Consider the following 22,861-nt stretch of genomic DNA (forward strand, 5'->3'; position numbering starts at 1 on the left):
GGGGCGCTTTTTCTTTTGCGGCAAGATCAGCTACTGCGGCTGCCGCACAACCGGTCAGACGGCTTCCCGCTCGCGCCGGTGCTGAACCCAGTCGCCCGACGCAATGCGCGGACGCCCGGCTGTCGCGTGCGCGGCGACCGGATAATACAGGCAGGCGTACTGCCGGCCGCCGAGTTCGACGGTCACGTCTTCCGGCTTGAACAGCGAGTCGACGCCCGGATAGACGCGCTCGATCTCGTCGAGCACGGGAACGAGCTGGTCGTCGACCTCGTAGACGTCGCCCCAGACGAGCGACTGGCCGGCCGCCCCGGCGATCATCCCCGGATAGGTACCGAAATCGTACAGTTCGCCCGGCAGCGCGGCCGCGCCGAGCAGCGTCGGCGCGGCAATCCCGTGCCTGGCGGCCGCGTGGCCGATGTCGTTGGCCTCCCCGTTTCTCAAGGTGCCGTAGACGAATACGTAACGCATCGTGGTTCTCCTCTTCGATTCGTATGTTGCCGTGTTCGGGCGCGATTCGCGCGGAATCGCCCACGCATCGATAGACCGCGATACCGGCCAGATGGTTCGAGCCCTCGAGCTCGCCCGGCTCCGGGCCGCCCCGAAATCGCCGGGCCCCATACAAAGTTCATTTGAACGCGGCATGATCGCCCGACAAACCGCCGCGTGCGCTTTCGCGGCGCCTTCTACAATAACGGCATCGCCGCCGCGCTGCCCGAATCGTCCATGAATCCGCCCGCCCAAGCCGACGTATCGAACCCGTACGTCATCGACATTCCGCCCGAATTCGCGCCGACCGCCGTCCATCCGATGCGCGTGCGCGCAAGGCAGGTCAATACCGGGTATCGCATCCCGCTGCATACGCATGCGTGGGCGCAGCTCGCGTACGCATCGCGCGGCGTGCTGCGCGTTGCGACCACCGGCACGACGTGGATGGTGCCGCCGTCCCGCGCGATCTGGGTACCGCCGCACGTGACGCACGAGGTCGTGATCGTCGAAGAGGCGTATTTGCGCACGCTGTATATCGACGAGTCGATCGTGCCCGACGGGCTCGATGCATGCCGCGTCGTCGAAGTGACAGGCCTTCTGCGCGAGCTGATCGTCGCGCTCGACGCGCGCGACCTGAGCACCGCGCGCGAGCGCATGCTGTGCGGGCTCGTGCTCGACGAGCTGAGTCACGCCGAACCGCTGCCGCTCGCCGTGCCGATGCCCGACGAAAAACGGCTGCGCATGCTGTGCGAATCGGTACTCGCGCACCCGGCGCACGCGGAGTCGCTCGAACACTGGGCCAGCGAGGTCGGCGCGAGCACGCGTACGATTTCGCGGCTGTTCAAGCAGGAACTGGGGGTGAGTTTTTCGCAGTGGCGTCAGCAGGCGCTGCTGGCGCGGGCCATTCCGCTGCTGAACCAGGGACGCCCGCTGTCGCATATCGCGCGCGAACTCGGCTACCAGAGCCAGAGCGCCTTTTCGGCGATGTTCCGGCGTGCATTCGGCGAAAGCCCGCGTGCATTCATGCTGCGCGGCTACGAGCACCGCGGCCCGGAAGGCCGCCTCGTGGACGACGAAACCCCGGACGACGACGCGATCAGCGCTGCCCGCTGAACGCCCCGCTCCGGTCGCCGACCGTCAGACCGGCCGCACCATGTGGCGGATCGAGCCCAATTGCGCGAGCCGCGACCCGGCAACCTGATAGCCCATGCGCAAATAGAGACGCGCGGCAGGATTGTCGACGAACACGCGCAGTTGCAGCTCGTGCAGCCCGCGCGCACGCGCCCAGCGATGCGACATGTCGAGCATGTAGGTGCCGGCGCCCTGCCCGCGATGGCCGGCCGCGATCTGTACGTCGCGGATGTGCAGCGAGTCGCCCTCCTCGGTCACGCGCAGCACGCCAATGCGCTCGCCGTCAGCCTCGAGGATGAAGTTCTCGGATTCGCGCCAGCTCGCGTAGAACAGGTCGCTGCGCCACACGAGCCCATGGCGCTTGTAATAGCCGCCCATGTTGCCGTGCGTCAGCGCTTCGGCAAACGGAAAATCGCCAGCCTCCGCGGGCCGGAGCTGATACAGGAGTCGCAGGTCGGTCGGATCGAGCATCGCGCAGGGGTCAAGAACGCATCCCGCCACGATAGCGCAGTCGCGTGCGGATGCAATCGCGGATTTCTCGTAGCGGCTCGACGCCGGATGACCGAAAGTTACGCGCAGCCAGCGGGCACAACCGGAAACGCAAATGAAAAAGCCCGCACAAGGCGGGCTTCTTCATTTTCTGGCGGAGCGGACGGGACTCGCCTACATCCCGCAGGCCGCGGCTGCGCTTGCAAGCGCAGCCCTTCGAGTCCCGCCGGAAGCCGCGCAGGCGGCTTCCTCCACTCCGCAGTCTCGCGCCCGCCAGCGGGCGCAACCGGAAACGCAAATGAAAAAGCCCGCACAAGGCGGGCTTCTTCATTTTCTGGCGGAGCGGACGGGACTCGAACCCGCGACCCCCGGCGTGACAGGCCGGTATTCTAACCGACTGAACTACCGCTCCAGTCTTGCTGCTTGCCTGGCAGGCGTCGGTTACTTCCTGCCGGCGCATCGTTTGTTCGAACGACGCCGAAATCTGGCGTCCCCTAGGGGATTCGAACCCCTGTACTCACCGTGAAAGGGTGATGTCCTAGGCCTCTAGACGAAGGGGACAACGTACTGCTTACATCTTTAATGCAAAAGCCCGTTCAAAAAACGTTCTTTGAACGGGCTTCGTTCTGGCGGAGCGGACGGGGCTCGAACCCGCGACCCCCGGCGTGACAGGCCGGTATTCTAACCAACTGAACTACCGCTCCAGCTTTCTTACTCCCACCTGCAGGACACCGTCACGTTCCTGCATGTGTTGCGACACTTCTACGAAACGCCGCTGAATCTGGCGTCCCCTAGGGGATTCGAACCCCTGTACTCACCGTGAAAGGGTGATGTCCTAGGCCTCTAGACGAAGGGGACAACGTACTGCTTACATCTTTAATACAAAAGCCCGTTCAAAAACGTCTTGAACGGGCTTCGTTCTGGCGGAGCGGACGGGACTCGAACCCGCGACCCCCGGCGTGACAGGCCGGTATTCTAACCGACTGAACTACCGCTCCAGCTTTCTTACCCTCACCCGCAGGACGTCGGTTACGTTCCTGCAAGCGTTGCGACACTTCTATGAAACGCCGCTGAATCTGGCGTCCCCTAGGGGATTCGAACCCCTGTACTCACCGTGAAAGGGTGATGTCCTAGGCCTCTAGACGAAGGGGACAAAATCTTTTCAGATCTGTCTGACTTTCGCTATTCACTTTTCAATCAACAGCGAAGGCCGAAATTCTAACTGCTTTGAATCATTTTGTGAAGCATTTATTACTACCACTGCTGCTTCGCAAATCAATCCAGCTTGTTCTGATGGTGGAGGTAAGCGGGATCGAACCGCTGACCTCTTGCATGCCATGCAAGCGCTCTCCCAGCTGAGCTATACCCCCTTGCAGAACAGAAATGAGATTATATGGAGCTACTTTGAACTTGTAAATACCCTTTTTGCGATTCGAGCGAAATTTTTTGCGAAGCTGCCGCGATGTCACGCACGGGCAGCTTCGCTTGCCCCCGAACCTCAGGCCAGCGCGGCCTCGATGCGCGACACCACGACGTCGCGACCGAACAGCACGAGCACCGCATCGATCGACGGCGTGTGCGTCGTACCCGCCACCAGCAGACGCACCGGCATCGCGAGTTGCGGCATCTTCAGCTTGTGCGTGCCGAGCGTCGCCTTCAGCGCGGCGGACACCGCTTCCTTCGTCCAGTCGGCCGCCTTCAGCGCCGCGACGAGATCGGCCAGCGCCGGACGCACGACATCCGTCACGTGCTGCGCAAGCGCATCGGCTTCCGGAGCCGGCACACGGTAGAACATCGTGGCGCCTTCCGCGATCTCCTTGACCGTCGTCGCGCGATCCTTCATCAGCCCGACCACGGCTTCGAGCGCAGGGCCCGTCGCGATCGCCGCATCGTCGATGCCGAGTGCGGCGAGGAACGGCTTCGCCAGTTCGGCCAAGCGTGCGTTGTCCGCTTCCTTGATGTAATGCGCGTTCAGCCAGCTCAGCTTGCTGTGGTCGTACTGCGCGGGCGACTTGCCGAGATGCTCGAGATCGAACCATTCAACGAACTGCTCGCGCGTGAAGATCTCGGCATCGCCGTGCGACCAGCCGAGGCGCGCGAGATAGTTGACGACGGCTTCAGGCAGGAAGCCCGCGTCGCGGTACGCCATCACGCTCATCGCGCCATGCCGCTTGCTCATCTTCTCGCCCTGCTCGTTCAGCACGGTCGGCAGGTGCGCGTAGACGGGCGGCTCGCCGCCGAGCGCATTCAGGATGTTGATCTGGCGCGGCGTGTTGTTCACGTGGTCGTCGCCACGGATCACGTGCGTGATGTCCATGTCCATGTCGTCCACCACCACGCAGAAGTTGTAGATCGGCGTGCCGTCCGGACGCGCGATCACGAGGTCGTCGAGTTCCTCGTTCGAGATCTCGACACGCCCCTTCACGGCGTCGTCCCACACGACCGTGCCCGTCAGCGGATTGCGGAAGCGCAGCACCGGCTTCACGCCAGCCGGCGGCTCCGGCAGCACCTTGCCGGGCTCCGGACGCCACGTGCCGTCGTAGCGCGGCTTCAGGCCGGCCTCGCGCTGGCGTTCGCGCAGCGCGTCGAGCTCCTCGGCCGACATGTAGCACGGATATGCGAGACCCTTCTCGAGCATCTGCGCGAGCACCTCGCGATAGCGGTCCATCCGCTGCATCTGGTAGATCGGGCCTTCATCGAAATCCAGGCCGAGCCATTGCATCCCTTCGAGGATCGCGTCGACCGCTTCCTGCGACGAGCGCTCGACATCGGTATCCTCGATGCGCAGCACGAACGTGCCCTTCATCTTGCGGGCGAACGCCCACGGATAGAGCGCGGAGCGGATGTTGCCGAGGTGGATGAAGCCGGTGGGACTCGGCGCGAAGCGGGTACGGACAGGACGGGTCATAAACGGTAACTCGAACGCCTGGGGCGCATGAATGATTCGACGCGGGATCGACGGCGGCAGCCCGGACAGCAACGGGGCCGGCGACGCCCGGAACGGGAAAGAAGCCGGAATTATACTCGCGCCGGACATCGCGCCAAGCGCGCCGCTTGCTTTATGATGTGCGCGCCGCGGCCGCCAGCCGGCGCGGCACCGGCCGCACGGAACCCGCTGCGCGGCCGCTCGGAACCTATCGCCGCCGCGGGCCGTGTAACCCGCCGCCAAGCCGCCGGAGAACCATTCGATGTCGTCCCCTCGCCTGTCGCGCCGCCATTTCACGATCGCCGCCGCGTCCGCCAGCCTCGCCGCCTGCACGTCGTTCGGCGACAAATCCCGCCCCACCACCGCACAGACGCAGGAAAAGCCCGTGAAGATCGGCATCGCGCTCGGCGGCGGCGCCGCGCGCGGCTTCTCGCACATCGGCGTGCTGAAGGCGCTCGAAGCGCGTGGCATCCCGGTCGAAATCGTCGCGGGCACGAGCGCGGGCTCGGTGGTCGGCGCACTCTATGCATCGGGCATGAGCGCGCTGCAGATCAACAAGATCGCGCTCGACATGGACCAGGCGGCGATCAGCGACTGGGCGCTGCCGTTCCGCTCGCGCGGGCTGCTGCAGGGCGTGGCGCTGCAAAACTTCCTGAACAAGACGCTCAACAACCGGCCGATCGAAAAGATGGCGAAGCCGCTCGGCATCGTCGCGACCGATCTGCAGAACGGTCAGCCGATCCTGTTCCAGCAGGGCAACACGGGGCTCGCAGTGCGTGCGTCGTGCAGCGTGCCGTCGGTGTTCGAACCGGTGAAGATCGGCAACCGCGAGTATGTCGACGGCGGCCTCGTGAGCCCGGTGCCCGCCTCGTACGCGCGCAAGATGGGCGCGAGCTTCGTGATCGCGGTCGACATCTCGGCCCGGCCGGACGGCGCGGCCACCAACAACCCGATCGAGATGCTGCTGCAGACCTTCACGATCATGGGTCAGACGATCAAGACCTACGAGCTCGACAAGTACGCGGACGTCGTGATCCGCCCGAGTCTCAACGCGATGGGCGGCAGCGACTTCAACCAGCGCAACGCCGCCATCCTCGCGGGCGAGGAAGCCGTCGCGCGCATCATGCCGGAACTGCAGCGCAAGCTCGCGGCAGCGCGTGGCGTGGCTGCCGCGTAAGCACACCGTGCGCTGGCCGGTGCGCGCCGCCAGCCTGTGTGCGGCGAGGCAGTTGCCGGCTCACCGTTTGCACCGCCCCAAAACAAAAAACCCTGCCGCCTTTCGGTGACAGGGTTTTTTCGATCCGGCCGGACTGGCCGTCGAACGTCAGTTGTTGCCGTTCGCCGAATCGTCGCCGATCGTCGCGCGCACGCGCTGACGCAGATCTTCCGGCTTCATCGGGAATTCCGATTCGATCCGGCGCGCGCCGGTGAAACGCTTTTCCCAATAGCCGCTGTCGAGATCGTCGACGCGGACGGTGCTGCCCGTCGACGGCGAGTGCACGAACTTGTTGTCGCCGATGTAGATGCCGACGTGCGAGAACGTACGGCGCATCGTGTTGAAGAACACGAGGTCGCCCGGCTTCAGGTTGCTCATGCTCACCTTCTCGCCGACGCGGCTCATCTCTTCCGCGCGGCGCGGCAGCGACATGCCGAGCGTGTCCTGGAACACGTAGCGCACGAAGCCGCTGCAGTCAAGGCCCGAATCCGGCGAGTTGCCGCCCCAGCGGTAGCGCACGCCGATCATGTTCAGCGCGCCGACCACCACGTCGCCCGCCTTGCCGGCCATGCCGGCGAGGAACGACTTCGCACCGCCGCTCGACGGCTGCGCGCTGGTCTGCTGGAGGGAGGAACCCGACCCGATCTGAGTCGAATTGGTGACATTCTGGTTAAAACTGCTGACTTCGTCGGCGAACGCGCCGGGAGCTGCTGCGAACAGGGCGCCGATGAACAGCCCGGCGATGGTGCGCGCGCATGCCTGGGTCAGGGATCGATGCTGCATTGGTCGATGGAATGTGCTTAAAAATCAGCTGATTGGCGGAAAATTTCGGTCGATACTAGCCAGCGCGTAATCGTTTGTCAAAACAAATTAATAAATACAATCGAGATGGTCAGACCATTGGCGGCCTATCACGCTTTCCAGACCGCTTTCAACAGCTTTTGTGTGTAAGGATGTGTCGGTTTGGTGAAGATGTCGGCCACCTCGCCCGACTCCACGATCGCCCCGCCCTGCATCACCGCGACACGGTGCGCCATCGCCCCGATCACCTCGAGATCGTGGCTGATGAATACATAGCCGAGGTTGTATTTCTGTTGCAAATTCGCGAGCAGTTTCAGCACCTGCTGCTGGATCGACACGTCGAGCGCGGACGTCGGCTCGTCGAGGATCAGGATGCGCGGCTCCAGCACCAGCGCGCGCGCGATCGCGATCCGCTGGCGCTGCCCGCCCGAGAATTCGTGCGGATACCGGTGCAGCACCGTGCGGTCGAGGCCGACTTCGCGCAGCACCGCGAGCGACTTCGTGCGACGCGCATCGGGCGTCATGTCCGGGCGATGCAGCTCGAGCCCTTCGCCGACGATCCGCTCGATCGTATGACGCGGCGAAAGCGAACTGAACGGATCCTGAAAGACGACCTGCATGTTCGAGCGCAGCGCGGTCTGCTCGCGACCGCGATAGGTCGACAGCGCGCGCCCCTGGAATTCGATCGTGCCGCCAGCCGTCTTCTGCAGGCCGAGCAGCGCCATCGCGAGCGTCGACTTGCCTGACCCCGATTCGCCGACGATGCCGAGCGTCTCGCCCTGCCGCACCGATACCGACACGTCCGCGACGGCCGTCACCGGCACCGAGCCGAACCAGCCCGCGATGCCCGGCCGCTTGCGCGCGAACTGCACGCTCACGTGGTGCGCGTCGAGCACGATGGGCGCGATCGGCATCACCGGCGCGACCGTGCGTTGCGGCCGGCTGTTCAGCAGTCGCTGCGTGTACGGATGCTCGGGGTCCGCGAAGATCCGCTCGACGGGCCCGCTCTCGACGAGCCGGCCATGCTCCATCACCGCGACGCGATCCGCAAAGTGCCGCACGAGATTCAGGTCGTGCGTGATCAGCAGGATCGCCATCCCGCGCTTTTCCGCTTCCTCGCGCTGCAGTTCCAGCAGCAGATCGACGATCTGCGCGCGGATCGTCACGTCGAGCGCGGTGGTCGGTTCGTCGGCGAGCAGCAGCCGCGGCCGGCACGCGAGCGCCATCGCGATCATCGCGCGCTGCCGCTGGCCGCCCGACAACTGGTGCGGATAACTGTCGACCCGCTTCTCCGGCTCCGCGATGCCCGTGCGCGCGAGCAACGCGATCGCCCGCTTGCGTGCCTCGACGGCCGAGACGCCGTCATGCAGCACGATCGTCTCGCCGATCTGCACGCCGATCGTATACAGCGGGTTGAGCGCCGTCATCGGCTCCTGGAAGATCATCGCGATGTCCGAGCCGCGCAGCCCGCGCATCTCGCGCTCGCTCTTCGCCACCAGATCCTGCCCCGCGAAGCGGATCGTGCCGCTCACGTCGGCGTCGCGCAGCAGCCGCAGAATCGACAGCGCGGTGACGCTCTTGCCCGAACCCGACTCGCCGACCAGCGCGACGCGCTCGCCGCGGCCGATCGCGAGCGTCACGTCGTCCACCGCGACCGTGTCGCCGAAGCGCACGTGCAGATGCTCGAGCGACAGCAGCGGCGCTTGCTGCGTCGGTACGGTCGACTCGCTCATCGCTGGCCTCCCGCCGCGCGCACCGAGTCGGCGATCCGCGTGTCGAGTGCGTTGCGCAGCGCGTCGCCCATGAAGGTCAGCAGCAGCAGCGTCGCGACCAGCACGCCGAAGGTCGACAGCGAGATCCACCAGGCGTCGAGATTGCCCTTGCCCTGCGCGAGCAGCTCGCCGAGGCTCGGGGTCGGCGGCGGCACGCCGAGCCCGAGGAAATCGAGGCTCGTGAGCGCGAGGATCGAGCCGCTCATCCGGAACGGCAGGAACGTGATCACCGGCGTGAGACTGTTCGGCAGCACGTGGCGCCAGATGATCTGCGCGTTCGTGAGTCCCATCGCGCGCGCCGCGCGCACGTAATCCTGCGTGCGGTTACGCAGGAATTCCGCGCGCACGTAATCGGCGAGCCCGATCCAGCCGAACAGCGACAGCAGCACGATCAGCAGCAGGAAGCTCGGCTCGAAGATCGACGCGAAGATGATCAGCAGGTACAGCTCGGGCAGCGAGCTCCAGATCTCGATCAGCCGCTGCCCGACGATGTCGATGCGTCCGCCGAAGAAGCCCTGCACGGCGCCTGCGGCGATTCCGAGCAGCGTGCCGATCACGGTCAGGATCAGCCCGAACTCGACCGACACGCGGAACCCGTACACGAGCCGCGCAAGCAGGTCGCGCCCCTGCGCGTCGGTGCCGAGCCAGTTCGCGCGCGACGGCGGCGCAGGGTTCGGCACGTTCGAGAAGTAGTTCAGCGTGTCGTAGTAGTAACGGTTCGGCGGGTAGACGACGAAATTGCCGGGAGCCTCGAGCCGCTTGCGCACATACGGATCGAGATAGTCGGCCGGTGTCGGGAAATCGCCGCCGAAGGTCGTCTCCGGATACGCATGGAACAGCGGGAAATAGTACTGGCCGTCGTAACGCACGACGAGCGGCTTGTCGTTCGACCACAGCGGCGCGGCCACGCTCGCGGCGAAGGCCACGAAAAAGATCACGAAGCTCCAGTAGCCGAGGCGCTGCTGCCGGAAGCGTTGCCATACGCGGCGCGCGGGCGACGGCGACACGCGGGCGCGCGCCGCGTCGATGCGGGAAGACACGACGGTCCGGTTCATCGCGCACCTCGCCCGGTGACGCCGGGCATGCAGACGGACGGTTTCATGTCAGCGCTCCAGGGTGTCGAATTGAATGCGCGGATCGACCCACACATAGCAGAGATCGGAGATCAGCTTGGTCGCGAGCCCGATCAGCGTGAACAGGTACAGCGTGCCGAGCACGACCGGATAGTCGCGCCGCACGACCGATTCGTACGACAGCAGCCCGAGGCCATCGAGCGAGAACAGCGTCTCGATCAGCAGGCTGCCGGTGAAGAACGCGCCGATGAACGCGGCCGGGAAGCCGACGATCAGCGGCAGCATCGCGTTGCGGAACACGTGCTTCCACAGCACGCTGCGCTCGGAGAGCCCCTTCGCGCGCGCGGTCAGCACGTATTGCCGGCGGATCTGGTCGAGGAACGCATTCTTCGTGAGCATCGTGACGACCGCGAAGCTGCCGACGACCGAGGCCGTGATCGGCAGCGCGATGTGCCACAGGTAATCGAGCACCTTGCCGACGAGCGACAGCTGGGCGAAGTTGTCCGACGTGAGCCCGCGCAGCGGGAACAGCTGCCAGAACGAGCCGCCGCCGAACAGCACGAGCAGCAGCACGCCGAGCACGAAGCCCGGAATCGCATAGCCGACGAGCACGACGAGGCTCGTCGCGACGTCGAACGGCGAACCGTTGCGCACCGCCTTCGCGATGCCGAGCGGCACCGATATGAGGTACGTGAGGAAGAACGTCCACAAACCGATGCTGATCGACACGGGCAGCTTCTGCACGATCAGCGACCACACGCTCTGGTGGCGGAAGTAGCTGTCGCCGAGATCGAAGCGTGCGAAGCGCTTCAGCATCAGCCAGTAGCGTTCGAGCGGCGGTTTGTCGAAACCGTACAGCGCCTTGAGCTGCGCGAGCTGCTGCGCGTCGACGCCGGTATGCGCACGCATCCCGAATGGCGCCGCACCCTGCTCCGTCGCGCCCTTGCGCAATTCCTGCACGGCCTGTTCGACGGGGCCGCCCGGCACGAACTGGATCACCGCGAACGTGAGGGTCAGCACGCCGATGAGCGTCGGGATCATCAGCAGCAGGCGTTTGAGGATGTAGCTCCACATAGGGCGTCGACTCGCGATCGGTAGGCGGGGTTGGACGTTGGGGCGGCGTGGCTCAGTGATCGGGCTTCGCCCACCAGGTCGACACGACCCAGCCCTCGGCCGAATAGTACAGCGGCAGCGTCTGCGGATAGGCGAGCGTGCGCTTGTACGCGATCCGGTGTGTCGCGCTGTACCACTGCGGAACCGCGTAGTAGCCGTGCATCAGCACGCGGTCGAGCGCGTGGGTCGCGTCGAGCAGCTCGTCGCGCGTCTGCGCGACGGCGAGCGCGTGCAGCAGTACGTCGACGGCCGGTGACTTCAGGCCAATGACATTGTCCGACCCAGGCTCATCCGCGAACTTGCTGGCATAACGCGCAAACTGCTCGGCACCCGGCACCTGCACCCCGACGTAACGGATCGGTGTCACGTCGTAGTCAAACGCGTCCAGGCGCTTTTGCAGCAGCGCGTAATCGGCCGTGCGAAAGCGTACGTCGATGCCGAGCTTCGCAAGATTGCGCTGGTAAGCCGCCACGATCGCCTTGAACGGGGAGCCCGCGTCGTCAAGGATCTCGAATGTGAACGGCTCTCCTTGCGCGTTGCGCAACGCGCCGTCACGATAGGTCCAGCCCGCCTGCTCGAGCAACGCACGCGCCTTCAGCAAGTTCGCGCGCAGCGAATTGGGCGGGTTCGTAGTCGGCTGCACGACCATCGGACCGAACACGGCCGGATCGAGTTGCGCGCGCAACGGTTCAAGAAGCTTGAGTTCGCCCGCCCCCGGCAGACCGGTTGCCTGCAAGTCGGTATCGGCAAAGTAACTGTCGAGGCGCGTATAAGCGCCATAGAACAGTTGACGGTTCAGCCATTCAAAGTCGAGCGCGAGATCGAGCGCCTGGCGCACACGCACATCGCGAAACAGCGGCCGGCGCAGGTTCATGAAGAAGCCCTGCATGCCCGCGCCGTTGTGCTGCCGAAACTCGCGCTTGATCAACTCGCCACTGTCGAAACGCTTGCCGATATCCTGCCGCACCCAATTGCGCGCAATGTTCTCGACAAGCACATCGTATTCACCTGCCTTGAACGCCTCGAGCCGCGCGACACCTTCGCCGTAGAGCTTGTAGGCGATCCGCTCGAAGTTGTTGGTGCCCACCCGTACCGGCAGGTCGGCGCCCCAGTATGCCGGGTCGCGCCGATAGGTGATGTTCCGGCCGTTGTCGTAACGCTCGATCAGGTACGGGCCGCTGCCGATCGGTTGCTCGAACGCGAGCTGGTCGAACGGGATGCGCGAGCCGTCCGCGCGCAATCCCCACTTGCGCGAGAACACCGGTACACCGCCGGCGATCAGCGGCAGTTCGCGGTTCGCGCTGCGGAACTCGAAGCGCACGGTGGCCGGATCGACGACCACGGCCTTCGTGATCTCCGCGAAATACGCGCCGAACTGCGGCGCGGCCAGCTTGCTCTTCAGCGTATCGAACGAGAACTTGACGTCGTCGGCGGTGACACGATCTCCGTTCGAGAAGCGCGCGCGCGGATTCAGGTGGAACGTGACCGAACGACGGTCCGGCGCGATGTCGATGTCGTCGGCGAGCAGTCCGTACGCGGACGCCGGCTCGTCCGAGCTGCCGGTCACGAGGCTCTCGAACAGCATGTCGATGCCCGGCGCGGCATTGCCGCGCATCGTGTACGGGTTGAACTTGTCGAACGACGTCAGCCGGTTCGGGTTCGCCAGCACGAGCGTGCCGCCCTTCGGCGCATCGGGGTTGACGTAGTCGAAATGCTTGAAGCCCGGCGGATATTTCGGCTCGCCGTACTGTGCAATGGCGTAGGCCGCGTGCGCAGCGGTCGCGGCCAGCACCGCTTGCAGCGCGAACACCGCGGCCGTGCGGCCGGCAGCCCGTACGGCACGCATCGCACCGGAGCGGACACGCGCGGCGGCGGCCCGGGGCGAACCCTTCGTCATAGAGGCCCTGTCGGTCGAATGAGGGTAGTAACGAGGGACGATTCTACCCATTCAAGCCGGCGAGCCAAAAGAAAACCGCCACGCGGGCGGTTTCTTCACGAGCGGATCGCGGGCGCGCGCATCAGGCGGGCGCGCCCTGCCGATCAGTGCCAGCCGTTGTGGCGGCCGTTATCCCAGTGGCCACGATCGCCGCGATCACCACCCCAGCCACGGCCGTGATGGCGGTACCACTCGTCACGGCCCCAGTAGCGACGGCCGTCCCAGTAGCGGTCGCCATGCCAGCCGATCACGATGGTCGGCCCCGGCGCGTAGACAGGGGCCGGCGCGTAGACCGGCGCAGGCTGATAGACGACCGGCGGCGGAGGCGGCGGCGCATACACGGGTGCGGGCGCGACGTAGACCGGCGCCGGAACGCCGAGATTGATCCCGACATTGACTCCTGCCATTGCTGCGCCCGACACGAGCAAGGCCGTCATACCGGTCAAGAGCGAGGCAACACGCAAAGTCTTCATGGATTCCTCTTCTGGTTGTTTCATGTGTGATTCGACTATAACGGCAAGCGCCGTCTCCGCATATTTCCACTTTGTAAGAACTGATGCGCCGCATCGCAACGAGAAGCCCGCGCTAACGTCTTGTAACAATCGACGCCCGTCCTGCCCCTCGCGCCCGTTTCCTAAAACATCTTTCATCCTGGCCCGCGCCCCGCGTTAAGCGGCGCCACGCACACTGCGCGAGCCGAATCGGGCTCCCGCCGCGCTTCGGCAATTCGCTGACAGGCCGGCGCCCCGCGCCGGCGGAGAACTCGCCGATGCTGAAACTCGTCCGACTGGCGCTCGCGCGCCCCTACACGTTCATCGTCCTCGCACTGCTGATCCTGATCGCGGGGCCGCTCGCGGCGCTGCGCACGCCGACGGACATCTTCCCCGACATCCGGATTCCGGTCATCAGCGTCGTGTGGAATTACTCGGGCCTGCAGCCGGCCGACATGGCCGGGCGCATCGTCACCTACTACGAGCGCACGCTCGGCACGACGGTCAACGACGTTGCGCACATCGAGTCGCAGTCGTTCCGCAGCTTCGGGATCGTCAAGATCTTCTTCCAGCCGACCGTCGACATCCGCACCGCGACCGCGCAGGTCACGTCGATCTCGCAGACCGTGCTCAAGCAGATGCCGCCGGGCACCACGCCACCGCAGATCCTCAACTACAACGCATCGACCGTGCCCGTGCTGCAGTTGGCGCTGACGAGCGACACCCTGAACGAACAGCAGCTCGGCGACTACGCGACCAACGTGATCCGGCCTCAGCTGCTGTCCGTCGCCGGTGTCGCGATTCCGTCGCCGTACGGCGGCAAGGTGCGCCAGGTGCAGATCGATCTCGACCCGCAGGCGCTGCAGGCCAAGGGGCTGTCCGCGCAGGATGTCGCGACCGCGCTGGCGCAGCAGAACCAGATCATCCCGGCCGGCACGCAGAAAATCGGCGGCTTCGAATACAACATCCGGCTCAACGACAGCCCGCTGACCATCGACCAGCTCAACGCGCTGCCGATCCGGTCCGTGAACGGCGCGGTGATCTTCATGCGCGACGTTGCACACGTCCGCGACGGTTATCCGCCGCAGGGCAACATCGTGCGCGTCGACGGCCGTCGCGCGGTGCTGATGAGCGTGCTGAAAAGCGGCTCGGCGTCGACGCTCGACATCATCTCGGGCGTCAAGGCGCAGTTGCCGCGCATCGAGGCGACCCTGCCGCCGTCGCTCAGGCTCGTCGTGATGGGCGACCAGTCCGTGTTCGTCAAGGGCGCCGTGAGCGGCGTGGCGCGCGAAGGCCTGATCGCCGCCGCGCTCACGTCCGCGATGATCCTGCTGTTCCTCGGCAGCTGGCGCTCGACGCTGATCATCGCCGCCTCCATTCCGCTCGCGGTGCTGGCCGCGATCGCGGCGCTCGCGGCCGCGGGCGAGACGCTCAACGTGATGACGCTCGGCGGACTCGCGCTCGCGGTCGGCATTCTCGTCGACGATGCCACCGTCACGATCGAGAACGTCAACTGGCACCTCGAACAGGGCAAGAACGTGCGCGATGCGATCCTCGACGGCGCGTCGCAGATCGTCGCGCCGGCCTTCGTGTCGCTGCTGTGCATCTGCATCGTGTTCGTGCCGATGCTGCTGCTCGATGGCGTGGCCCGCTTCCTGTTCGTGCCGATGGCCGAAGCCGTGATCTTCGCGATGATCGCGTCGTTCGTGCTGTCGCGCACGTTCGTGCCGATGATGGCCCGTTACCTGTTGAAGCCGCATGCCGCGCATCCGGAAGCCGTGCTCGCGCCACACGGCGCGCCGTTCCCGCCGCCGCACTCGCGCAATCCGCTCGTCGCGTTCCAGCAGGGGTTCGAACGCCGCTTCGCCGCGTTGCGTGCCGGCTACCGCACGGTGCTCGGCCTCGCACTCGCCCATCGCGCACGCTTCGTCACGTTGTTCCTGGCCGCGGTCGCGGTGTCGTTCGTGCTGGTGCCGTGGCTCGGCCGCAATTTCTTCCCGTCGGTCGACGCGGGCGAAATCGCGATCCACGTGCGCGCACCGATCGGCACGCGCATCGAGGAAACGGCCGCCTTGTTCGACCACGTCGAGCAGACGGTGCGCGGCGTCGTGCCGCCGCGCGCGGTCGCGAGCATCGTCGACAACATGGGGCTGCCGAACAGCGGGATCAACCTCACGTACAGCAACAGCGGCACGATCGGCCCGCAGGACGGCGACATCCTCGTGTCGCTCACGGGCGACCACGCGCCGACGGCCGACTACGTCAAGCAGTTGCGTACGGTGCTGCCGCGCACGTTTCCCGGCGCGACGTTCTCGTTCCTGCCCGCCGACATCGTGAGCCAGATTCTCAACTTCGGCGCGCCCGCCCCGATCGACGTGCAGGTGACGGGCCCCGACCGTGCCGCCAACCGCGCCTATGCCACCGAGCTGTTGCGGCGCATCCGCCGCGTGCCCGGGGTGGCCGACGCGCGCGTCCAGCAGGCGTCGACCTATCCGCAGTTCACGGTATCGGTCGACCGCACGCGTGCAGCGCAACTCGACATCACCGAGCAGGATGTCACCAATGCCGTGGTGGCGAGCCTGTCCGGCACGAGCCAGGTGTCGCCGACCTACTGGCTCGACCCACACAACGGCGTGTCGTATCCGATCGTCGCGCAGACACCTCAGTACCGGATGACGTCGCTATCGGACCTGCGCGCGCTGCCCGTCACGGGCCGCACGGGCGCGCCGCAACTGCTCGGCGGTCTCGCGACGATCGTACGCGGACAGACCGACGCGGTCGTGTCGCACTATGACATCGCACCGCTGTACGACATCTTCGCGACGACCCAGGATCGCGATCTCGGTGCGGTCAGCGCCGACATCGAACGCGTGCTGCGCGACAACGCGGCCGGCTTGCCCAAGGGATCGCGCGTCACCGTGCGCGGCCAGGTACAGACGATGAACAGCGCATTCGGCGGGCTGCTCGCGGGCCTCGCCGGCGCGATCCTGCTGATCTACCTGCTGATCGTCGTCAACTTCCATTCGTGGCGCGACGCATTCGTGATCGTGAGCGGCCTGCCCGCCGCGCTCGCCGGCATCGTCTGGATGCTGTTCGTCACGCGCACGCCGCTGTCGGTGCCGGCACTGACGGGCGCGATCCTGTGCATGGGGGTCGCGACCGCGAACAGCATCCTCGTCGTGACCTTCGCGCGCGAACGGCTCGCGCATACCGCAGACGCGGCCGTCGCCGCGCTCGACGCTGGTTTCACGCGCTTTCGGCCCGTGATGATGACCGCGCTCGCGATGATCATCGGCATGGCGCCGATGGCGCTCGGTCTCGGCGACGGCGGGGAGCAGAACGCGCCGCTCGGCCGCGCGGTCATCGGCGGCCTGCTGTGCGCGACCGTCGCGACGCTGGTGTTCGTGCCCGTCGTGTTCAGCCTCGTCCACCGGCGCGATCGCGCGCCTCGTTCCGAATCCCTGCCCCTCACTCCGGGAGAACAGCATGTCCACTGAATTCGACGTCCGCCCCCCTCGCACGCCGCGCTATCTGAAACCGCTCGCGATCGCGGGCGCCGTCGCCGCGCTCGCCGTCGCGGCGGCCGGGCTCGTCGCACGCATGCACGATGCGCACGCGGTGGCCGCCTGGACCGTGCAACAGGCGATCCCGACCGTCGCGACGGTGGCACCGCAGCCGGCCGGGGCCGACGCGCTGGTGCTGCCCGGCCGGCTCGACGCGTACGTCGACGCACCGATCTACGCGCGCGTGCCTGGCTACCTGCACGCGTGGTATGCCGACATCGGCGCGCATGTGAAGGCCGGCCAGTTGCTTGCGTCGATCGACACGCCCGATCTCGACCAGCAGTTGCAGCAGGCACGCGCCGACCTTCAAAGCGCCACGGCGAACGAACGGCTTGCCGCCGTCACGGCCGCCCGCTGGGCCGAGATGCTCGCGCAGGATTCCGTCTCGCAGCAGGAAGCGGACGAGAAACGCAGCGACCTCGACGCCAAACGCGCGGCCGTCGCGGCGAGCACCGCCAACGTGCGACGGCTCGAAGCGCTCGAGTCGTTCAAGCGGCTCACCGCGCCGTTCGACGGCATCGTGACGGCCCGCAAGACCGATGTCGGCGCGCTGATCGATGCAGGCAGCGGCAACGGCGCCGAGCTCTTCACCGTCTCGGATGCGCGGCGGCTGCGACTGTACGTCCACGTCCCGCAAGACGACGCGGCCGCGATCCGCGCAGGCATGCGTGTCGCGCTGACGGTCCCCGAGCGCCCGGGCATGACGTTCGACGCCACGCTCGCCGATTCCGCGCAATCGATCGACCCGGCCTCCGGCACGCTGCTCGCGCAATTCTCGATCGCCAACCCGGCGGGCACGCTGTTCCCGGGCGAATACGCGCAGGTGCGGATCGCGATGCCCGGCGCCGCGCATGCGCTGACGATTCCGGCCAGCACGCTGATCTTCCGCCACGACGGGCTGCAAGTTGCCGTGCTCGATGCAAGCGGGCATGCGCGGCTGCGCAACGTATCGATCGCGACCGATCTCGGCACGCGCGTCGAGATCGCGTCGGGGCTCGCGGCTGGCGACCGCGTGATCGACAATCCGCCCGATTCGCTCGCGGACGGCGATCCCGTGCGTATCGCCAGCGCCGCGACGACGGAGCGTGCGCATGGCTGACCGTCTGCTCGCTGTGTGCCTGGGCAGTGTCGCGCTGCTCGCCGGCTGCTCGCTGGCGCCGACCTATCGCGCGCCGGCCGTTCCCGTGCCGACCGCGTTTCGCGAAACGGGTGCATGGGTCGATGCCGCACCGGCCGATCGCCTGCCACGTGACGGCTGGTGGCGCGTGTACGGCGATGCGACACTCGACCGGCTCGAACCGCTCGTGGCACGCGCGAATCCCGACCTGGCCGCCGCCGTCGCGCGGCACGACGAAGCCGCCGCGCTGTTCGACGAGGCGCATGCGGCATTGCTGCCGACCGTGGGTATCGATGCCGAGACCGACCGCGACCGTCAGTCAGCGCGCCGCCCGCTGCGCGGCAGCGGCCAGCCCGACACTTATGAGTCGAACACGGTCGAAGCGGGATTCGGCTACGACGTCGATCTGTGGGGCAAGGTCCGCAACACGGTCGCGGCCGGCCGCGACGACGCGCAGGCGGCCGACGACGACCTCACGTCGGTCCGGCTCAGCCTGCAGGCCGGCGTCGCCAGCACCTACTTCGACCTCGCGGGACTCGACCGTGAAGCGGACACGCTCGCGCAAACGATCGACACGTACCGCCGTGCATGGCAACTGACGGTCAGTCGCCATCGCGGCGGCCTCGCGTCGGGGCTCGACGTGTCGCGTGCGCAAACCCAACTCGCACTTGCGCAAGCGCGCGCGTCCGACATCGCGGCCCGTCGCGCGCTCGACGAGCATGCGATCGCGGCACTCGTCGGCGCATCCGCGTCGACGTTCTCGCTGCCGCCCGCTGCGGCGCTGCCGGGCGTGCCGTCGATTCCGACCGGTCTCGCATCGACGCTGCTCGAACGCCGGCCGGACGTCGCCGCCGCCGAACGCCGCGTCGCGGCCGCGAACGCGCGGATCGGCGTCGCACGCGCCGCCTACTTTCCCGACCTGTCGCTCGGCCTCGACGCCGGCTTCCAGAGCAATACATTTTCGCCGTGGCTCGCTGCGCCAAACGAGATCTGGTCGATCGGACCGCGTCTCGCCATGACGCTGTTCGACGGCGGACGGCGTGCCGCCGGCGTACGCAACGTGCGAGCGCAGTTCGACGAACAGGGCGCACGCTATCGCGCCGTCGTGCTGCAGGCGTTCCGCCAGGTCGAGGACGATCTTGCGCAGTTGCACCGCCTCGGCGACGAATCGGACCAGGACGACGCGGCGCTCGTCGCGGCACGGCATTCGCTTGCGCTGGCGATGTCGCGCTATCGCGACGGCGCAGTCAGCTATCTCGACGTGGTCACCGCGCAGACGACCGAACTCGATACGCAGATCGCGTCGCTCGACGTCGACGCCCGACGCCTGCAGGCATCCGTCGGGCTCGTGCGCGCGCTCGGCGGCGGCTGGCACGACGCGCGTTCATGAACGTTTCTTCATCGGCACGCCGGGCGCCCGCAGGGGCGCACCCGATAACGTGTTTCAGGCCGGCACCGCATCCGCGCCACCGGCCTTCGACCTTCGACCTTCGACCTTCGACCTTCGACCTTCGACAAGGATCACGCCATGAAGACACTGATGTTCGCCACCGCCCTTTCCGCACTCTGCATCGCGCTGCCCGGCCGGGCCAGCGCAACGCAGCCCGACACCGCGGCTGCACCGCAGACGGTCGCCGCGACCGCGACCGCACCGTTGTCGTCGCAACAACCGGCATGGAACACACGGCCGGCTACGCCGCTGACACGCGCGCAAGTCTATCGCCAGCTCGTCCGCGCCGAGCGCGACGGCCAGCTCGCGCAGCTCAATCGCGAACTCTATTCGCACTGACCGCACGCAATCGAACATGCCGCGCGACGCGCGGCATGCGTGCCATCCTCAAGCGCGACGTGATACAGCGTCGTCATCCACCCGCATCGAACCTGAACCCGAATCGTGCAACCGTCTCGATACGCGCGGAAAAGGCATGCGCGGCCAGCTTGCGCCTCAACCGCACGACCAGCGCGTTGACCGTCTCGGGTTCGACATCGGCATCGCCCCACGCATAACGCAGCACGGCATCGCGCCCGACCGGCCGCCCCGCTTCACGCAGCAGGCATTCGACGAGACGGAATTCCCGTGTGCTGAGCGCCAGCCGCCGGCCATGCTCTTCGAGTGCGCGCGTGGCCGCGTCGAGCCGGACCGACTCGCGCATCGCGATGACGCCCGTGCGGCGCCACAGCGCGCGCAACCGCTCATGTAGTTCCACGAACGAACACGGATGCGCAAGACACACGTCGCAGCCGGCCTGCAGCATCTGCGCGCGCTGCGCGGCTGTCGCGCCGGCCACGATCGTCGCAATCGTCGCGCCTTCGGCCGATGCGGCGAGTCGCGGCAGTGCATCGAGGATCGCCGGGCCGGTAACCGTGTCGGACGCAACGATCACGATGGCATCGAACCGCTCCTGCGTCGCCACGAAGCAGCCGTCGCGCCATCCGTCGACGCGCTCGACGCCATGCGTGCTCTCGCGAAATGCCTTGTCGAGCCGCGTGGCTTCCGGGTTCGGCGGGGAAATCAGCAGGATGCGCATCGACGGTTCCCTGACGCCTTCATGCGAGCGAGCGCGGCCAGCACTCGACCGTGATCGCCGCACCAGCCAGTGGCGCATCGCCGATTCGCAACTCGAAGCCGTGTACGCGCATCACCGCCGAGACGATGCTCAGTCCCAGTCCCGAGCCGCTCACATGGCGCGTGCGCTCGCCACGATAGAAGCGCTCGAGCACCGCGTCTCGTTCAGCGGGCGGGATGCCGGGCCCGGTGTCTTCGAATCGCACGAGCGGCCCGCTCGGTGTCGCATGGAGCGCGACGCGCACGCGCCCGCCTGGCGGCGTGAACTTGATCGCGTTGTCCGCGAGATTGCTGAACGCCTCGAACAGCAATGCGCGATCGCCATGAATTCGGTCGACCGGTGTCGCGTCGAGTTCGAACGAAACGTCGACGGCTTCGGCCAGCGGTTCGTAGAGCTCGCAGACGTCACGCAGCAACACCGTGACGTCGACCGCGGCGAAGCCGCCACGCCGGCTCAGCGTGCCGATCTCGGAGATGCGCAGCATCGCGCGAAAGCGCTCGAGCAACCGATCGGTCTCGTCGCGCGCCGACGCGAGCAGTGCCGACGACGCAGGGTCGTCCGCGCAAAACGGCTGCTCGGCGAGCCGGGCCAGCATCGTGTGCACGCGGGCGAGCGGCGTGCGCAGATCGTGCGCGATACCATCGCAGGTATGACGCACCTCGCCCATCAGCCGCTCGACTTCGTCGAGCATGTGGTTCACGAGATGCGCGAGCAGGTCGAGTTCGTCATGGCGTCCGACCGGCAGCCGCTTGCCGAGATCGCCCTCGGCGATCTGCCGCGTGACGCGCCGGATCGCGGCGACGCGGCGCATCTGCCGCATGCCGAGCATGCTGCCGCCCGCGATGCCCGCGATCAGGATCATCACGCCGCCGATCACGAGCCCGCGGATCGCGACATCGCGGATCTGGATGAAATGCGACAGGTCGCGCGCGACCACCAGCGTCATCCCGTTGTCGCGGCGTACGGCCATCGCGCGCGTAATCGGCGCGGGCTGGCCGTCGAGCGGGGCAAGCGTGCGGTTCAGCGTACGCCCGTCGCGATCCGTGCGCAGCGCCGGCAGCGTTGCAATGTCCCCGGCCACGCGGCGCCCGTTCGCGTCGAACAGCCCGTAGAAGCTGGTATGCATGTGCTCGTGCTCGAGCCGCCGATGGATCGCGAGCGGCAGCTCGGCATCGGGAATCGAATCGAAATAGATCAGTTGCCACGCGAGCACTTCGTCGGTGTCGCGCGTCATCGTGTGCGTCGCGGCCACGCTGATCACGCCCGCGAGCAGCAGCAGCGAAACCGAGAAGATCGCCGCATACGCGCACAGCCAGCGAAACGTCGTCGTGTGCCAGCGGCGCGTGAAGTTCGCCGCGCGAGCCGCATCCATCCTGGCCTCCGTCACGCGAGCATGTAGCCCGAGCCGCGCACCGTCTGGATCATCGGATTCGCGCCGGGCGGATCGATCTTCTTGCGCAACCGGCCCATGTGGACGTCGATCAGGTTGGTGCCGGGATCGAAGTGATAGCCCCACACGGTTTCGAACAGCATCGTGCGCGTGATCGTCTGGCCCGCATTGCGCATCATGAATTCGAGCACGCGGAATTCGGTCGGCAACAGCGGAATCTCGTCGGCCCCGCGACGCGCGCAGCGCGAAATGAGGTCGAGCTCGAGCGCACCGACCTTCAACAGCGTCTGCTGCGGCACGCCCGACGCCTGCCGGCGACGCAGCAGCACCTCGATGCGGGCGCTCAGCTCGCCGGAATCGAACGGCTTCGTCAGGTAATCGTCGCCGCCCGCGCGCAACCCGCGGATGCGCTCGTCGACATCGCCGAGCGCGCTCAGCATCAGCACCGGCGTATCGATGCCGACCGTGCGCATCGCGGTCAGGATCGCGAGGCCGTCCGCGCCCGGCAGCATCCGGTCGAGCGTGATCGCGTCGTACGATGCGCTCATCGCGCGCAACATGCCTTCGCGGCCGTTGTCGATCCACTCGACCTCGAACCCGCGCGCGGTCAGTTCGCCGACGATTTCGTTCGCGGTCACCGCATCATCCTCGACCGTCAGTACTCGCATGGTTGCCCTCGCAATGAACGTCATGACGGGCGCACGCCATGCGCCCGCGACTATCGTAGACGACCCGGTCGCCGTCCGGCGTTACATGAAAATTGCTTCATCCAGCCCCTCGGCGCACGGGT

Annotated in this window: 18 protein-coding genes and 7 tRNA genes; 6 read left to right on the forward strand and 19 right to left on the reverse strand. The window is 66.7% G+C overall.

All coding sequences use genetic code 11. The features are described 5' to 3' along the window. Positions 1-54: 54 nt before the first annotated feature. Positions 55-468, reverse strand: a complete 414-nt coding sequence (locus QZM67_RS22240) for a gamma-glutamylcyclotransferase (RefSeq protein ID WP_089450853.1) — start codon at positions 466-468, stop codon at positions 55-57. A 255-nt stretch (positions 469-723) separates the two neighbouring features. Between QZM67_RS22240 and QZM67_RS22245 the strand changes: the two genes are divergently transcribed. Further along, on the forward strand, positions 724-1,599 hold the full coding sequence (locus tag QZM67_RS22245; protein WP_301806688.1) for a helix-turn-helix domain-containing protein: 876 nt from the start codon (positions 724-726) through the stop codon (positions 1,597-1,599). Between the two features lie 24 nt (positions 1,600-1,623). Here QZM67_RS22245 and QZM67_RS22250 read toward each other — a convergent pair whose 3' ends face one another. From QZM67_RS22250 to gltX, 9 genes are all read right to left on the reverse strand, one after another. Further along, the gene (locus QZM67_RS22250; RefSeq protein ID WP_027787064.1) at positions 1,624-2,088 is read right to left on the reverse strand and encodes a GNAT family N-acetyltransferase; all 465 of its coding nucleotides are present in this window, start codon (positions 2,086-2,088) and stop codon (positions 1,624-1,626) included. Between the two features lie 353 nt (positions 2,089-2,441). After that, a tRNA-Asp gene (locus QZM67_RS22255) sits at positions 2,442-2,518 on the reverse strand. 73 nt (positions 2,519-2,591) lie between these two features. Beyond that, positions 2,592-2,667: transfer RNA gene (locus QZM67_RS22260), tRNA-Glu, on the reverse strand. Between the two features lie 66 nt (positions 2,668-2,733). Beyond that, positions 2,734-2,810, reverse strand: a tRNA-Asp gene (locus QZM67_RS22265). Between the two features lie 78 nt (positions 2,811-2,888). After that, positions 2,889-2,964, reverse strand: a tRNA-Glu gene (locus QZM67_RS22270). Between the two features lie 63 nt (positions 2,965-3,027). Beyond that, positions 3,028-3,104 (reverse strand) — tRNA-Asp (locus tag QZM67_RS22275). Positions 3,105-3,183: 79 nt separating this feature from the next. Beyond that, a tRNA-Glu gene (locus tag QZM67_RS22280) sits at positions 3,184-3,259 on the reverse strand. Positions 3,260-3,400: 141 nt separating this feature from the next. Next, positions 3,401-3,476: transfer RNA gene (locus tag QZM67_RS22285), tRNA-Ala, on the reverse strand. 128 nt (positions 3,477-3,604) lie between these two features. Beyond that, on the reverse strand, positions 3,605-5,014 hold the full coding sequence (gltX, locus tag QZM67_RS22290; protein ID WP_089450854.1) for a glutamate--tRNA ligase: 1,410 nt from the start codon (positions 5,012-5,014) through the stop codon (positions 3,605-3,607). A gap of 280 nt (positions 5,015-5,294) precedes the next feature. Here gltX and QZM67_RS22295 point away from each other — a divergent pair, with 280 nt between their 5' ends. Further along, positions 5,295-6,209, forward strand: coding sequence for a patatin-like phospholipase family protein (locus QZM67_RS22295; protein WP_043189191.1), 915 nt, complete (start codon positions 5,295-5,297; stop codon positions 6,207-6,209). Positions 6,210-6,356: 147 nt separating this feature from the next. Here QZM67_RS22295 and QZM67_RS22300 read toward each other — a convergent pair whose 3' ends face one another. The 6 genes from QZM67_RS22300 to QZM67_RS22325 form a co-directional block, all read right to left on the reverse strand. Further along, positions 6,357-7,031, reverse strand: coding sequence for a C40 family peptidase (locus QZM67_RS22300; RefSeq protein WP_006481953.1), 675 nt, complete (start codon positions 7,029-7,031; stop codon positions 6,357-6,359). Positions 7,032-7,159: 128 nt separating this feature from the next. Then, complete coding sequence (locus tag QZM67_RS22305; protein WP_301806692.1) at positions 7,160-8,782, reverse strand: ABC transporter ATP-binding protein; 1,623 nt, start codon at positions 8,780-8,782, stop codon at positions 7,160-7,162. Continuing rightward, the gene (locus QZM67_RS22310) at positions 8,779-9,876 is read right to left on the reverse strand and encodes an ABC transporter permease (protein ID WP_175026356.1); all 1,098 of its coding nucleotides are present in this window, start codon (positions 9,874-9,876) and stop codon (positions 8,779-8,781) included. The genes QZM67_RS22305 and QZM67_RS22310 overlap by 4 nt, the downstream gene beginning before the upstream one ends. 48 nt (positions 9,877-9,924) lie before the next feature. Continuing rightward, positions 9,925-10,968, reverse strand: coding sequence for a microcin C ABC transporter permease YejB (locus QZM67_RS22315; RefSeq protein WP_175026355.1), 1,044 nt, complete (start codon positions 10,966-10,968; stop codon positions 9,925-9,927). Between the two features lie 52 nt (positions 10,969-11,020). Next, positions 11,021-12,904, reverse strand: a complete 1,884-nt coding sequence (locus tag QZM67_RS22320; RefSeq protein WP_301806695.1) for an extracellular solute-binding protein — start codon at positions 12,902-12,904, stop codon at positions 11,021-11,023. Positions 12,905-13,047: 143 nt separating this feature from the next. Then, the gene (locus QZM67_RS22325) at positions 13,048-13,416 is read right to left on the reverse strand and encodes a hypothetical protein (RefSeq protein ID WP_011352503.1); all 369 of its coding nucleotides are present in this window, start codon (positions 13,414-13,416) and stop codon (positions 13,048-13,050) included. A gap of 296 nt (positions 13,417-13,712) precedes the next feature. Between QZM67_RS22325 and QZM67_RS22330 the strand changes: the two genes are divergently transcribed. The 4 genes from QZM67_RS22330 (at position 13,713) to QZM67_RS22345 (ending at position 19,903) form a co-directional block, all read left to right on the forward strand. Next, entirely contained in the window at positions 13,713-16,931 is a 3,219-nt protein-coding gene (locus QZM67_RS22330) for an efflux RND transporter permease subunit (protein ID WP_301806698.1), read from the forward strand. Continuing rightward, positions 16,921-18,096 (forward strand): efflux RND transporter periplasmic adaptor subunit, encoded by a 1,176-nt coding sequence (locus QZM67_RS22335; RefSeq protein WP_301806700.1) that lies wholly within the window; start codon positions 16,921-16,923, stop codon positions 18,094-18,096. Before QZM67_RS22330 ends, QZM67_RS22335 begins: the two co-directional genes overlap by 11 nt. Next, positions 18,089-19,504 carry an efflux transporter outer membrane subunit gene (locus QZM67_RS22340; protein ID WP_301806702.1) on the forward strand — a complete coding sequence of 472 codons (1,416 nt, stop codon included), beginning with the start codon at positions 18,089-18,091 and terminating at the stop codon, positions 19,502-19,504. Before QZM67_RS22335 ends, QZM67_RS22340 begins: the two co-directional genes overlap by 8 nt. Positions 19,505-19,642: 138 nt before the next feature. Then, entirely contained in the window at positions 19,643-19,903 is a 261-nt protein-coding gene (locus tag QZM67_RS22345) for a DUF4148 domain-containing protein (protein WP_175026350.1), read from the forward strand. Positions 19,904-19,976: 73 nt separating this feature from the next. On the opposite strand, the gene QZM67_RS22350 is transcribed toward QZM67_RS22345, so the two are convergent. From QZM67_RS22350 to QZM67_RS22360, 3 genes are read right to left on the reverse strand one after another with little or no spacing between them, the layout of a single operon-like run. Then, positions 19,977-20,642 (reverse strand): response regulator transcription factor, encoded by a 666-nt coding sequence (locus QZM67_RS22350; protein ID WP_301806706.1) that lies wholly within the window; start codon positions 20,640-20,642, stop codon positions 19,977-19,979. Between the two features lie 19 nt (positions 20,643-20,661). After that, on the reverse strand, positions 20,662-22,053 hold the full coding sequence (locus QZM67_RS22355) for a HAMP domain-containing sensor histidine kinase (RefSeq protein WP_175026348.1): 1,392 nt from the start codon (positions 22,051-22,053) through the stop codon (positions 20,662-20,664). An 11-nt stretch (positions 22,054-22,064) separates the two neighbouring features. Beyond that, on the reverse strand, positions 22,065-22,739 hold the full coding sequence (locus QZM67_RS22360) for a response regulator transcription factor (RefSeq protein ID WP_043189293.1): 675 nt from the start codon (positions 22,737-22,739) through the stop codon (positions 22,065-22,067). Positions 22,740-22,861: the final 122 nt, after the last annotated feature.

It is taken from the genome of Burkholderia sp. AU45251 (genome assembly GCF_030482905.1).
GTDB lineage: Bacteria > Pseudomonadota > Gammaproteobacteria > Burkholderiales > Burkholderiaceae > Burkholderia > Burkholderia aenigmatica.